This window comes from Halomonas terrestris, from assembly GCF_049166755.1.
Lineage (GTDB): Bacteria > Pseudomonadota > Gammaproteobacteria > Pseudomonadales > Halomonadaceae > Halomonas.
Map to the genome: position 1 here is coordinate 85,722 of NZ_JBMHFZ010000005.1, position 14,249 is coordinate 99,970.

The 14,249-nt window shown below is 70.5% G+C and carries 8 protein-coding genes; 2 read left to right on the top strand and 6 right to left on the bottom strand.

Annotated elements, in window-relative coordinates; all coding sequences use genetic code 11:
• The first annotated feature begins 52 nt into the window (after nucleotides 1–52).
• The gene (hrpB, locus tag ACOMD9_RS07045; protein ID WP_421413098.1) at nucleotides 53–2,521 is read left to right on the top strand and encodes an ATP-dependent helicase HrpB; all 2,469 of its coding nucleotides are present in this window, start codon (nucleotides 53–55) and stop codon (nucleotides 2,519–2,521) included.
• On the opposite strand, the gene ACOMD9_RS07050 is transcribed toward hrpB, so the two are convergent.
• The 6 genes from ACOMD9_RS07050 to hutI form a co-directional block, all read right to left on the bottom strand.
• Nucleotides 2,522–5,293 (bottom strand): cation-translocating P-type ATPase, encoded by a 2,772-nt coding sequence (locus ACOMD9_RS07050; protein WP_421413101.1) that lies wholly within the window; start codon nucleotides 5,291–5,293, stop codon nucleotides 2,522–2,524. It lies immediately after the preceding gene.
• A 177-nt stretch (nucleotides 5,294–5,470) separates the two neighbouring features.
• Nucleotides 5,471–6,817 carry a Na+/H+ antiporter family protein gene (locus ACOMD9_RS07055; protein ID WP_421413104.1) on the bottom strand — a complete coding sequence of 449 codons (1,347 nt, stop codon included), beginning with the start codon at nucleotides 6,815–6,817 and terminating at the stop codon, nucleotides 5,471–5,473.
• A gap of 83 nt (nucleotides 6,818–6,900) precedes the next feature.
• On the bottom strand, nucleotides 6,901–8,451 hold the full coding sequence (gene hutH, locus ACOMD9_RS07060) for a histidine ammonia-lyase (RefSeq protein WP_421413107.1): 1,551 nt from the start codon (nucleotides 8,449–8,451) through the stop codon (nucleotides 6,901–6,903).
• A 202-nt stretch (nucleotides 8,452–8,653) separates the two neighbouring features.
• The gene (gene hutU / locus ACOMD9_RS07065; RefSeq protein WP_421413109.1) at nucleotides 8,654–10,348 is read right to left on the bottom strand and encodes a urocanate hydratase; all 1,695 of its coding nucleotides are present in this window, start codon (nucleotides 10,346–10,348) and stop codon (nucleotides 8,654–8,656) included.
• Nucleotides 10,349–10,392: 44 nt separating this feature from the next.
• Nucleotides 10,393–11,361: a formimidoylglutamase gene (hutG, locus tag ACOMD9_RS07070; protein WP_421413111.1), complete on the bottom strand. Its 969-nt coding sequence runs from the start codon at nucleotides 11,359–11,361 to the stop codon at nucleotides 10,393–10,395.
• Nucleotides 11,342–12,583, bottom strand: coding sequence for an imidazolonepropionase (gene hutI, locus ACOMD9_RS07075; protein WP_421413114.1), 1,242 nt, complete (start codon nucleotides 12,581–12,583; stop codon nucleotides 11,342–11,344). The genes hutG and hutI overlap by 20 nt, the downstream gene beginning before the upstream one ends.
• 327 nt (nucleotides 12,584–12,910) lie before the next feature.
• Here hutI and ACOMD9_RS07080 point away from each other — a divergent pair, with 327 nt between their 5' ends.
• On the top strand, nucleotides 12,911–14,242 hold the full coding sequence (locus ACOMD9_RS07080) for a YjiH family protein (RefSeq protein ID WP_421413117.1): 1,332 nt from the start codon (nucleotides 12,911–12,913) through the stop codon (nucleotides 14,240–14,242).
• Nucleotides 14,243–14,249: the final 7 nt, after the last annotated feature.

Sequence of the window (14,249 nt, forward strand, 5' to 3'; positions counted from 1 at the left end):
GGGGTGTCGAGGGTGAATGGAAGGAAGCGTCAATATATCTGGCAAATCGTATATGAATAATGATGACAGTTCGATGACGGCGGCGCTGCCCATCGAGGCGCGGCTCGATGCCATCCAGGCGGCCCTGGCGGCACACCCCCGGGCGCTGCTGGTGGCCGAGCCCGGCGCCGGCAAGACCACCCGGGTGCCCCTGGCGCTGCTCGAGGCGCCCTGGGCCGCCGAGGGCAGGCTGCTGCTGCTGGAGCCGCGGCGAGTGGCGGCACGGCTCGCCGCCGGTTTCATGGCCGAGAGCCTGGGAGAGAAGGTCGGCGAGACCGTCGGCTACCGAATGCGTGGCGAGAGCCGGACGGGGCCCGCCACGCGCCTCGAGGTGGTCACCCAGGGGGTGCTCACCCGCATGCTCCAGGAGGACCCGCTGCTGGAGGGGGTGGCCGGCATCCTCTTCGACGAGTTCCACGAGCGTAGCCTGGAGGCGGACCTCGGCCTGGCGCTGGCCCTGGATACCCAGTCGGTGCGCGACGACCTGCGCCTGCTGGTGATGTCGGCGACCCTGGACGTCGACGCCCTGCTCGGCGTGCTGGGGGACGACACCCCGGTGATCGACTGCCCGGGGCGCACCTTTCCCGTGGCGACCCGCTACCGCGCCCTCAACGCCCGCGAGGACACCGCCCCCCAGCAGGCCCGGGCGCTGCTCCAGGCGATGGAAGGGCAGGAGGGGGACGCCCTGGTGCTGCTGCCCGGGGTGGCGGAGATCCGCCGCCTGGCCCGGGAACTCGCCGGCCGGGCGCCGGGGATTGCCGTGATGGAGCTGCACGGTCGCCTGCCCCTCGACGCCCAGCGCCGGGCCCTGCGCCCCGATCCGGAGGGCCGTCGACGGGTGGTGCTCGCCACCGCCATCGCCGAATCCAGCGTCACCGTGGACGGGGTGCGCCTGGTCATGGACGCCGGCCTCGAGCGGGTACCGGTGTTCCAGCCGCGAAGCGGCCTGACCCGCCTGACCACCCGCCGCGTCAACCGTGCCAGCGCCGACCAGCGCCGCGGTCGTGCCGGGCGCCAGGGCCCGGGCCTGTGCCTGCGGCTGTGGGCCGAGGAGCAGCCGCTCATCCCCCATGGCGAGCCGGAGATCCGCCAGGCCGACCTCGCCCCGCTCGCCTTCGAGCTGGCCCGCTGGGGCGTGGCCGATCCGGCCAGCCTCGCCTGGGTCACCCCGCCCCCCGCGGCGGCGCTGGCCGCCGGTCGGGAGCTGCTCGGGCGCCTGGGGTTGCTGGATGCCGGGAACCACCTCACCGAGCTGGGTCGGGCCGCGGGGCGCTGGCCCACCCACCCGCGCCTGGCGGCGATGCTGGAGCGCGCCCGGGCGCTCGACGCGCTGCCCCTGGCCTGTGCCCTGGTGGCGCTGCTGGAGGGGCGCGGCCTGGATGACGAGCGCGACCTGGAGCGGGCGCTGCAGGCGCGGCTGCGCGAACCCCGGGCGGATCGCCAGTGGCAGCGGGACGCCGGGCGGCTGGCCCGCATCGCCGGGGTGAAGCTCGGGGTCGCGAGCCTGGCGCCGCTGGGGGAGCTGCTGGCGCTGGCCTATCCGGAACGGGTGGCGCAGCGGCTCGAGCCGGGCCGCTTTCGGCTGGCCGGCGGGGGACTGGCGACCCTGCCCGAGGATCACCCCCTGGCCCATGCCGAGCTGCTGGTGGCGGTGGAACTGGATGGCCAGGCCAGCGGGGCGCGCATCTTCCGTGCCGTGGCACTGGGCCGCGACCGGCTGGAGGTGCTCTATCCCGAGTGCGGCGAGTGGCGGGCCAGCCTGGAGTGGTCGGATGAACAGGGGCGCCTTATTGGCGAGCAGGTGCGCGGCCTGGGGGCGGTGGTGCTGGAGCGAAAGCCGCTGGCCAAGCTGCCGGCGGAGGCGGTCAGGGCGGCCCTGCTCGAGGCGCTGCGCCGCCGCGGCCTGCCGCGGGACGAGGCCCTGATCCAGCTACGGGGTCGGCTGGCGCTGCTGCGCCGGACGTTGGGCTCAGAAGGGGATGAGGAATGGCCCGATGGGGCCGAAGAGGCGCTGCTGGCGTCCCTGGAGGCGTGGCTGGGCCCGCACCTCGATGGCATCACCCGGCTGGAGGCGGTGGAGCGCCTGCCCCTGGCGCGCCTGCTGCTCGACACCCTCGACTGGGCGCTGCGCTCGCGGCTCGATGCCCTGGCCCCGGAGCGGCTACCGGTGCCCAGCGGCGCCCGCCACCGGGTGGACTATGCGCCCTGCCTGGAGGGCAAGCCGCCGGTGCTGGCGGTGAAGCTGCAGGAGTGCTTCGGCTGGCAGGCCTCGCCGCGGGTGGCCGACGGCCGCGAGGCGGTACTGCTGCACCTGCTCTCGCCGGCGCGCCGCCCGCTGCAGGTCACCGCCGACCTGGCGAGCTTCTGGGCCAACGGCTACCCGGAGGTGCGCAAGGAGATGCGCGGCCGCTACCCCAGGCACCCCTGGCCGGAAGACCCGCTGACCGCCGAGGCCACCGCCCGCACCAGGCGGCGCTTGTGATCAGCGCAGCGCCGCGTGCTCCTTGTGGTGCTGGGTTGTGGATGAGGGGCCGCCCCCCGCGGCCTGCCGGCGGCGCAGTACCCACTTCTCGAGTTCCACGACCAGGAAGATCGCCATGCTGCCGGCGAGGATGACCAGCCAGTGGCCGGCGTCCAGGGCGGCGCTGCCGAAGATCAGTTGCATGAAGGGCAGGTAGGTCCAGGCCAGCTGCAGCATCACCACCAGGCCGATGGCGATCCACACCGGGCGGCTGCCGAAGATGCCCCGCATGGAGAGCGAGCGGTGGATCAGGAAGCGGCTGTTGATCAGGTAGGCGGCGCTGCCCATCACCAGCATGTTCACCGCGCCGGCCCGGGCCAGGGCCTCGCTGCCCTGCTGGTAGAGCAGGATCCAGGCGAACATGGCGAAGACGCCGACCAGCAGCAGTACCGAGACGAACACCACCCGCCACAGCAGGAAGAGGTCGAGCAGGGCGGCGCCGGGGTCGCGGGGCTGGCGCTGCATGATGTCGGGCTCGGCATCCTCGAAGGCCAGTGCCAGGCCCAGGGTCACCGCCACCACCATGTTGACCCACAAGGCCTGGAGCGGGGTGACCGGCAGCAGGGTGCCGCCCAGCACGGCGAGCATGATGGCCAGCCCCTGGCCACCGTTGGTGGGCAGGATGAAGGTGATGGTCTTGCGGATGTTGTCGTAGACCTTGCGGCCCTCCTCGATGGCCGCGGCGATGGTGGCGAAGTTGTCGTCGGCGAGCACCATCTCGGCGGCCTCCTTGGCGGCCTCGGTGCCCTGGATGCCCATGGCCACGCCGACATCGGCGCGCTTGAGCGCCGGGCCGTCGTTGACGCCATCCCCGGTCATGGCACAGATGCCCCCCCGGGCCTGCATGGCCTTGACCAGGCGCAGCTTGTGTTCGGGCGCCGCCCGGGCGAAGACATCCACGTCGAGGATGATCTCCTCGAGCTCGGCGTCGGACATGGCCTCGACATCGCGGCCGGTCAGGGCGCGGTCGGTGTGCGCGAAACCGAGTTGCTCGGCGATGGCGCGTGCCGTCACGGCATGGTCGCCGGTGACCATCACCGGGCGGATGCCGGCCTGCAGGCACTGCTTGACCGCCTTGATCGCCTCCTCGCGGGGCGGGTCGAGCAGGCCGACCAGGCCCAGCAGCACCAGCTCCTCCTCGGCGTGCTCGTCGGCCAGCTCATGGACGTCCCGCACGGATTTCTCGGCCAGGGCCAGCACCCTGAGGCCGCGGGAGGAGAGGGCATGGATGCGTTCCTCCCACAGCTCCGGATCGAGCGCTTCCTCGTCGCCATTGGTCCGCTGCCGGTGGCACATCTCCAGCAGACGGTCGGGCGCCCCCTTGACCAGCAGGTACTGCTCGCCGTCCACCGCATGGAGGGTGGCCATGTACTTGCGCTCGGACTCGAAGGGAATGGCGTCCTGGCGGTCATGGTCGCCGCGCAGCCTGGCGGTGGTCAGCCCCGCCTTGGCGGCGGCCACCACCAGGGCGCCCTCGGTGGGGTCGCCGTGGATACGCCAGCGGCCGTTCTCCTCCTCGAGTTCGGCGTCGTTGCACAGGACGCCGACCTTGAGGAAGTGGCGCAGCGCATGGTGGTCGTCGAGATCCAGCGCCTCTTCGCGGGCCTCGCCATCCTCGACCTCATGGAAGTCGCCTTCCGGTGCGAACCCCACGCCGTCGATACGGACCTCGCCCGAGGGGAGCCAGATCGCCTGGGCGGTCATCTCGTTGCGGGTCAGGGTGCCGGTCTTGTCGGAGAAGATGGTGGAGATCGAGCCGAGGGTCTCGACCGCCGGCAGGCGGCGGATGATGGCGTTGCGCCTGGCCATGGCCTGCACGCCGAGTGCCAGGCCGATGGTGACGATGGCCGGCAGGCCCTCGGGAATGGCGGCGACCGCCAGGCCCACCCCGGCCATGAACATCTCGCCCACGGGCTGGCCGTGCACCAGCACGCCGAACAGGCCGGTGAGCAGGGCGGCGCCGAGGATGAACACGGCCAGTACCCGCCCCGCACGGTCCAACTGCTGCAGCAGGGGGGTCTTGAGGGTCTCCACGCCGCGCAGCATCTCCGAGATGCGGCCGATCTCGCTGTGACTGCCGGTCTCCACCACCAGGCCCAGGGCATTGCCCTGGACCACGATGGTGCTGGCGTAGGCCATGCTGGAGCGGTCGCCGAGGTCGGCATCGGAGTTCACCGCCTCGGTGCCCTTGTCGACGGGGGTGGACTCGCCGGTGAGGGCCGCCTCCTCGGTGCGCAGTCGCCTGGCCTCGATCAGGCGCAGGTCGGCGGGGACCCGGTCACCGCTCTCGACCATGACGATGTCCCCGGGCACCAGCTCGGCGGCGGGAATCACGCCCCGCCGGCCGTCGCGGAGGACCTGGGCGCGGGGCGACAGCATGTTGCGTATGCTCTCGAGCGCCTGCTCGGCCTTGCCCTCCTGGAAGAATCCGATCAGCGCAATGATCAGCACCACGCCGAGGATGGCCGCGGCGTCCAGATGATGGCCGAGGCCGAGGCTGGCCACGGACGCCGCGAGCAGGATCAGCATCAGGATGTTGTTGAACTGCTCGAGCAGCCGCCTCCACCAGGGCCTGCCCCTTGCCTGCTCGAGCTGGTTCGGGCCATGCCTGGCCAGGCGGGACCCTGCCTCGTCACGGTCCAGTCCCTGCGGCGTGGCATCGAGTCGTGTCAGTGCCTCCTTGACCGACAGGGCATGCCAGCTGGGGCGTTCGTTCGGGTTCTGCTCGGGCATCCTGGATACCTCCGGCATGGGACGTCGCTGTAACCGATGCCAAGTGTACAGGTGTAGCACACGACATGCTGCACTGCAGTGATCCCGATCAAGGCCGGGAAGAGGCGTGTGGGGCCTGGCCACCGGCAGGCGCCGATGGCCAGGCGAGCGACGATCTTGCCCCCGGGGGAGCGCTCCCTAGAGGATCATGGCGGCGAGCCAGCCGAAGGCGACCAGCGGGATGTTGTAGTGCAGGAAGGTGGGGACGACCGAGTCCCAGATATGGTCGTGCTGGCCGTCGGCGTTGAGGCCGGCGGTGGGGCCCAGGGTCGAGTCCGAGGCCGGCGAGCCGGCGTCGCCCAGGGCCGCGGCGGTGCCCACCAGGGCCACGGTGGCCAGGGGCGAGAAGCCGAAGCCCAGCGCCAGGGGCACGTAGAGGGAGGCGATGATCGGGATCGTCGAGAACGACGAGCCGATGCCCATGGTGATGAACAGCCCCACCAGCAGCATCACCAGGGCCGCGAGCCCCTTGTTGTCGCCGATCAGCTCGGCGGAGCCCGCCACCAGTCCCTCGACCTCGCCGCTGGCCTGCATCACGCCGGCGAAGCCCGCCGCCGAGATCATGATGAAGCCGACCAGGGCCATCATGCGCATGCCCTCGGTGAAGATGCCGTCCTGCTCGTGCCAGCGGAAGACGCCGCTCATCGAGAGCAGGGCGAAGCCGAAGATGCCACCCAGCACCATGGAACCGGAGAGCAGCTGGATGGCCACGGTGCCGCCCAGGGCCACGGCCAGCACGCCGAGCTGCCAGGGCGCCAGGTGCGTCGCCGCCTCGGCCGGCGTCTCGTCGCCGTGGGCCAGGTCGCGATCCTCGTAGCGGCGAGGCCTGCGGTAGCTCCACAGCACGGCGACGGCCAGTCCCAGGGCCATGCCGCCGATGGGGATCACCATGGCCATGGGCACCATCTGGCGGGTCACCTCCAAGCCCAGGGCGGCGCCGCTCTCGTTGAGGTTGGCCAGCAGGATGTCGTTGAGGAAGATCGCGCCGAAGCCCACCGGCAGCAGCATGTAGGGGGCGGTGATGCCGAAGGTGATCACGCAGGCCGCCAGGCGCCGGTCGAGCTGCAGGTGATTCATCAGCTTGAGCAGCGGCGGCACCAGTACCGGGATGAAGGCGATATGCACCGGGATCAGGTTCTGGGAGCTCACCGCGGCGGCGAGCAGGGCGGCCAGCAGGGTATAGGCGACGGTGCGGCGGCTGCCGCCCGCCTCGTCCAGGTGGAAGCGGCGGATCGCCCGGTTGGCCATCAGCTCGGTGATGCCGGAGCGGGAGAGGGCCACGGCGAAGGCGCCCAGCACCGCGTAGGAGAGGGCAATGGTGGCGCCGTTGCCCAGGCCGTCATTGAAGGCGTCGAGGATATCCCCGAGCGGCATGCCGGCATGGAGGCCGCCCACCAGGCTGGCGACGATCAGCGCGAAGACCACGGAAACCCGGGCCAGACTCAGGCCGACCATCACCAGGATGGCCAGTACGATGGCATTCATGGAACAGGCTCTTGTCGTTGGATTGAAGGCGATGACCGCCCCCCGGCGCCCGGCCGAGGGGCGGATGTGGCAGCGGGGCCGCGTCAGTGAAGGCTCGGGAGAATACCGGCGGGCACCAGCGGGCTCAAGGTGCGGGTGGCGAGCAGTTCGGTGGCCGCCTCGATGTCCGGGGCGAAGAAGCGGTCGCGGTCGTAGTGGTCGACGCGTTGGCGAAGAGCACCGCGCGCCTGTTCCAGCGCCTCGGTGGACCGGCGGCGCTGGCCGTTCTCGTCGGTACGGAAATCCAGCCCCTGGCAGGCGGCCAGCCACTCGATGGCCAGTATCCCCCGCACGTTGGCGGTCATCTCCCACAGCCGCTTGCCGGCGGCCGGGGCCATGGAGACGTGATCCTCCTGGTTGGCCGAGGTGGGCAGGCTGTCGACGCTGTGCGGGTGGGCCAGGGCCTTGTTCTCGCTGGCCAGGGCGGCGGCTGTCACCTGCGCGATCATGAAGCCGGAGTTGACCCCGCCGTTCTCCACCAGGAAGGGCGGCAGCTGCGACATGTGGGTGTCCATCATCAGCGAGACGCGCCGCTCGGTGAGCGAGCCGATCTCGGCGATGGCCAGCGCCAGGTTGTCCGCCGCCATTGCGACGGGCTCGGCATGGAAGTTGCCGCCCGAGATGATGTCGCCCTCGTCGGCAAACACCAGGGGGTTGTCCGAGACGGCATTGACCTCCACGGCCAGTACCTCGGCGGCCTGGCGGATCTGGGTCAGGGCGGCGCCCATCACCTGGGGCTGGCAGCGCAGGGAGTAGGGGTCCTGTACCTTGTCGCAGTCGACATGGGAGTCGCTGATGGCGCTGCGGCTGCCCAGCAGGTGGCGGTAGGCCGCGGCCGCGTCGATCTGGCCCTGCTGCCCCCGCGCCGCGTGGATGCGCGGGTCGAAGGGCGCGCGGGAGCTGAGCGTCGCCTCCACGGTGAGCGAGCCGCATACCGTGGCGGCGGCATGGAGGTCCTCGGCCTCGAACAGGCCGCGCAGGGCGTAGGCGGTGGAGACCTGGGTGCCGTTGAGCAGTGCCAGGCCCTCCTTGGGCGCCAGCGACAGGGGGGCCAGGCCGGCGATCTCCAGCGCCTGGCGGGCAGGAAGCCATTCGCCCCGATGGCGGGCCTTGCCCTCGCCGAGCAGCACCACGCTCATATGGGCCAGGGGCGCCAGGTCGCCGGAGGCGCCCACCGAGCCCTTGAGGGGGATATGCGGGTAGACCTCGGCGTTGATCAGGGCGACCAGCGCATCGAGCACTTCGCGGCGAATGCCGGAGAAGCCGCGGGCCAGGCTGTTGACCTTGAGCACCATGATCAGGCGCACCAGGGCGTCCTCCATGGGCTCGCCGACGCCGGTGGCATGGGAGAGCACCAGGGAGCGCTGCAGGTCTTCCAGGTGTTCATGGTCGATGCGGGTCTGGGCCAGCAGGCCGAAACCGGTGTTGATGCCGTAGACGGTGCGGTCCTCGGCGACCACCCGGTTGACGCAGTCGACGCCGCGCTGGATGGCATCGTCGGCGCTGGCCGGCAGGCTGACTTGGATAGGGGCCTCGTAGACACGGCGCGCCTGGGCCAGGGTCATCGTGCCGGGTTGGATCTCGAGATGGGTCATAAGGGGATTCCTGTCTGCCTCTAGGGCTTGTTACAGCACCTCGCTGGATCGGAGCTGTTCCGGGGGCAGGCCTGCGAGGAGGCGCTGTGAACCCCTCCCTGGGCGCTACCGATTCCTTCCCTGGAATCGGACCTCCTCTTCGGCCTGCCCCCGGCGCTCCTCGCCAAGTCGGGATGCGTTGCCATGTCGCGGTGAAGGGCTCTTACCTATCGAGCATCGGCAGGTCGAGTCCGTTCTCGCGGGCGCACTGCTTGGCGATCTCGTAGCCGGCGTCGGCGTGGCGCATCACGCCGGTGCCCGGGTCGTTGCGCAGCACCCGGCCCAGACGGGCGTGGGCGTCATCGCTGCCGTCGGCGACGATCACCACCCCGGCGTGCTGGGAGTAGCCCATGCCCACGCCGCCGCCGTGGTGCAGCGACACCCAGGTGGCGCCGCCGGCGGTGTTGAGCAGGGCGTTGAGCAGCGGCCAGTCGGAGACGGCATCGGAGCCGTCCTGCATCGCCTCGGTCTCGCGGTTGGGGCTCGCCACCGAGCCGGAGTCGAGGTGATCGCGGCCGATGACCACCGGCGCCTTGAGCTCGCCGCTGGCGACCATCTCGTTGAAGGCCTGGCCGAGGCGCGCGCGGTCCTTGAGGCCCACCCAGCAGATGCGCGCCGGCAGCCCCTGGAACGAGATCCGCTCACGGGCCATGTCGAGCCAGTTGTGCAGGTGCGGGTCGTCGGGGATCAGCTCCTTGACCTTCTGGTCGGTCCTGTAGATGTCCTCCGGGTCGCCGGAGAGCGCCGCCCAGCGGAAGGGGCCGATGCCCTGGCAGAACAGCGGGCGGATATAGGCCGGGACGAAGCCGGGGAAGTCGAAGGCGTTGGTGACGCCCTCTTCCAGGGCCATCTGGCGGATGTTGTTGCCGTAGTCGAAGGTCGGCACGCCCATCGCCTGGAAGTCGAGCATGGCCTGGACATGCACCGCCATGGAGCGCTTGGCGGCCTTGATGGTGGCCTCCGGCTCGCGTTGGCCGCGTTCCACGTACTCGTCCCAGGTCCAGCCGGACGGCAGGTAGCCGTGGAGGGGGTCGTGGGCGCTGGTCTGGTCGGTGACCATGTCCGGCTTGATGCCACGCTTGACCAGCTCGGGCAGCACATCGGCGGCATTGGCGCACAGGCCGATGGAGACCGCCTTGCCCTCGGCGGTGTAGCGCTCGAGGCGCGCGAGGGCGTCATCCAGGTCCTCGGCCTGCTCGTCCAGGTAGCGGGTGCGCAGGCGGAAGTCGAGGCGCGATTGCTGGCACTCGATGTTGAGCGAGCAGGCGCCGGCCAGGCTGGCGGCCAGGGGCTGGGCGCCACCCATGCCACCCAGGCCGGCGGTGAGGATCCAGCGGCCCTCGAGGTTACCGTCATGGTGCTGGCGGCCGGCCTCGACGAAGGTCTCGTAGGTGCCCTGGACGATGCCCTGGGAGCCGATGTAGATCCACGAGCCGGCGGTCATCTGGCCGTACATCATCAGGCCTTTCTTATCCAGCTCGTTGAAGTGCTCCCAGTTGGCCCAGGCCGGCACCAGGTTGGAGTTGGCGATCAGCACCCGGGGGGCGTCCCTGTGGGTCTCGAAGACCCCCACCGGCTTGCCGGACTGGACCAGCAGGGTCTGGGTGTCCTCCAGGCGCTGCAGGGTCTCGACGATGGTGTCGTAGCACTGCCAGTCACGGGCGGCGCGGCCGATGCCGCCATAGACCACCAGGTCCTCGGGGCGCTCGGCCACGTCCGGGTGGAGGTTGTTCATCAGCATGCGCAGCGGCGCCTCGGTCAGCCAGCTCCTGCAGCTGCGTTCGGGGCCGGTGGGGGCGGCGATGCGACGTGACGGGTCGTGGCGGGGGTCGCGGTCGATGGAGGGGTGTTGGGTCATGATGCTCTCTTCTCGTGTGGGTGGTGAGGGGGGCGCGTTCGGTGTCAGGGCTCGAGCGTCAGCCGGTGGATCAGGCGCGCTGCCGCCCGGGCGGTGCGGTGGTCGATATCGAAGCTGGGGTTGAGCTCGGCGAGGTCGGCCAGGCGCAGCTTGCCGCTGTCGCGCACCGCCTCGAGCAGGGGCTCGAGCAGGGCGAGCGACACGCCGCGGGCGGCCGGCGCGCTGACGCCCGGGGCCTCGCCGACGGGCAGAACGTCCAGGTCGATGGTCAGGTAGAGGTGGTCGCACTCGCCGATGAAGGCCTCCAGCTCGTCGCCGATGACCGGCAGGCTGGTCGGGGTGATCTCGTGGTCCTCGCGGACCATCACGTCGAGCTCGGCGGCGCGGGCGAACAGCGCCCGGGTGTTGGCGGCGCGGCTCACCCCCAGGCAGGCGTAGCGGAACGGCCAGCCACGGGCACGGCAGTCGTCGGCGATCTGGGCGAAGGGGGTGCCGGAGGAGCGCACGTGAGCCGGGTCGCGCAGGTCGAAATGGGCATCGAAGTTGATGATCCCGATCGTCGGTGCCTCGTCGCTGCCTGCCTCCAGATGACGAGCGAGCCCCGACCAGCTGCCGAAGGCCACCTCATGGCCGCCGCCCAGCACGACGGGCCGATGGCCCGCGGCCAGCAGGGTGGCGAGGCACTCGGCGAGGCGGCCCTGGGCGGTTTCCATGCCGTCGTCGCGGCCGTGTCCGTGGCAGACCACGTCGCCGGCGTCATGGACCGGCGACTGCCGGTGCCAGGCCAGGGGCGCCAGCGCCTTGCGGATGGCACGTGGACCGGCGGCGGCGCCGAGGCGGCCCTGGTTACGCGCCACGCCGGCGTCGCAGGCGAAGCCGAGCAGCGCCACGCCGACGGGGCTGTCCACCGTCAGCGGCTCGACGACCTGGTGCCAGCGCAGGCTGTCGGGCTCCGGGTCCTCCCGGCCGGCCCAGGGCGACATGTCGATGGGGTCAAGCATGTGCAGTGTCATGGGTCACCTCCCCATTGAAGATGCGCTGACGCAGGCGGCCGGGCTGCACCGCATAGGCGAGCGCAGCGGGGGACTCGATATCCCACCAGCAGAGGTCCGCCGGGGCGCCTGCGGCGATGCGGCCAGGCCCACCGCCGCCCTGCTCACGAAGCCCCAGGGCGCGGGCGCCCTGCGCGGTCATGCCGGCCAGGGCCTCGCGGGGGGTGAGCCGGAACAGGGTGCAGGCGAAGTTGAGCATCAGCGTCGGGTTGAAGATCGGCGAGCTGCCGGGATTGGCGTCGGTGGCCACCGCCATGGGCACCCCGGCCTCGCGCAGCGCCGCGATGGGCGGCAGCCGTGTCTCGCGCAGGGTGTGGAAGGCCCCGGGCAGCAGCACGGCGACGCTGCCGGCCTCGCGCAGCGCGGCCACCCCGGCCTCGTCCAGGTATTCGACATGGTCCGCCGAGAGCGCGCCGTGACGCGCCGCCATGGCGCTGCCCCCGAGGTTGGAGAGCTGCTCGGCGTGGGCCTTGACCGGCAGGCCATGGGCCTCGGCCGCCGCGAAGACCCGCTCGCACTGGGCCACCGAGAAGGCGATCGTCTCGCAGAAGACGTCCACGGCATCGGCCAGGCCCTGCTCGGCCGCCGCGGGAATCATCTCCCGGCAGACCAGCTCGATATAGGCGTCGCTGTCATCCTTGAACTCCGGGGGCAGGGCGTGGGCGCCGAGCAGGGTGGTCACCACTCGTACCGGCAGCGCCTCGCCCAGGCGCCGCGCCACCCGCAGCATCTTGAGCTCGTCGGCGACGCTGAGCCCGTAGCCGGACTTGATCTCCACGCTGGTGACGCCATCGGCCATCAACGCCTCGAGGCGCGGCCGGGCGGCGTCGAACAGCTCGTCTTCGCTGGCCGCGCGGGTGGCCTGCACGGTGCTGAGGATGCCGCCGCCGCGGCGGGCGATCTCCTCGTAACTCACGCCTTCCAGCCGCTGTTCGAACTCGTCGGCGCGGGAGCCGCCGAACACCAGGTGGGTGTGGCAGTCCACCAGGCCCGGGGTGATCACCCCGCCGTGTCCCATCTCCTCGCACCCGTCGGCCAGACCGTCGTCCAGTTCGGCCATGGGCAGCACGTGGGAAATGCGTTCGCCCGTGACGATGACCGCCATGGGCTCGGGGCGGGTGTCGAGCCCGTCGAAGAGGATGACGTCGCGCCACAGTCGGGGTGTCTTCGGGTTGCCTGCCATCGGGGCCTCCTGGGGGTGTCACGTATTTGTATATACATTTAGTGGATGACGGGGACGGCGTCAACCCTGTGTCGGGTGCCTAGGGCTGACGCCCTTGAAGCCCGGTCGTCCCCTGTCTCGCAAGAGATTCCCAATCATCTGAAATTAATCTATTAAATTTAATATTGTCGGCGATTTGCCGAGCATGGGGAATGCCTGCTTGCTACTAAAGTATAGGCCAGGTGGGGGCATCGGGGTTGGCGTCGTGTGACGCGTTAATGTATATACATATCGAGGCGCTCAGGCCCATCACCACTCCACATCACAACGAGAGGGAGGAACTCCCCCATGGCAAACCAGGAGCAGGCGACGGACATCACCCGCCGCCCATCACTCACCACGATTCTCAAGCTGTTCGTGCCCAGTGCGCTGGGGATCTTGATCTTCTTCGTGCCGCTCACCCTCGGTGAACGCACCACCATCCTGCTCGACCACCTGGTCACCGGGGCACGCTCCCTGCTGGGGGATCTCAGCGGCTTCTATGCCCTGGCGCTGATCGTGGCCGGGGCCGCCTACCCCTTGATCAAGGGGTACTGGCGGCGCAGCCTCACCGAGCGCATCTTCACGCTGCTCAAGATCGCCGGGGTGGTGGCGGCGGTGATGGCGCTGACCGGCTGGGGCCCGGCCTTCCTCCACGAGCCGGACATGCTGCCCTTCCTGTTCGACAAGCTGGTGATCCCGGTGGGGCTGATCGTGCCGATCGGGGCGGTCTTCCTGGCGCTGCTGATCAGCTACGGCCTGCTGGAACTGATCGGCGTGCTGGTGCAGCCGGTGATGCGGCCGATCTGGCGTACCCCGGGGCGCAGCGCCATCGATGCCGTGGCGTCGTTCGTTGGCAGCTACTCCATCGGCCTGCTGATCACCAACCGGGTCTACCAGGCGGGGCAGTACTCGGCGCGGGAGGCGGCGATCATCGCCACCGGCTTCTCCACGGTGTCGGCCACCTTCATGATCATCGTGGCGCGCACCCTGGAGCTGATGAGCGTGTGGAACCTCTACTTCTGGCTGACGCTCGCGATCACCTTCATCGTCACCGCGATCACCGTGCGGCTGCCGCCGCTGTCGCGCATGGACGATGACAAGACCGACGGCGAACCCGTGTCGGTGCCCGGCAAGCGGCTCGCCACCGCCTGGTACACCGGTCTGGGTGTCGCCGAGAAGGCGCCCAGCCTGGCCGGGAGCGTGGCACTCAACGTGCGCGAGGGGCTGGTGATGGCGATCAGCATCCTGCCGTCGATCATGTCGGTGGGGCTCGCGGGTCTGGTGATTGCCAAGTACACCCCGCTGTTCGAATGGCTGGGCTGGTTCTTCTATCCCTTCGTGGCGATCTGGGGCCTGGAGGATGCCGCGGCGCTGGCCCAGGCGTCCGCCTCGGGCCTCGCCGAGATGTTCCTCCCGGCACTGCTGATGGGCGATGCCGACTTCGTGGCGCGCTTCGCCGCCGGGGTGGTGTCGGTCTCCGCGGTGCTGTTCTTCTCTGCCTCGATCCCCTGCATCCTCTCCACCAGCATTCCGCTGTCGGTGGGGCGCATCGTGGTGATCTGGTTCCTTCGCGTGGCGCTGAGCCTGCTGCTCGCGGTGCCGGCGGGATACCTGGCCCAGGCCCTGGGCGGTGGCTGAGCGGTGA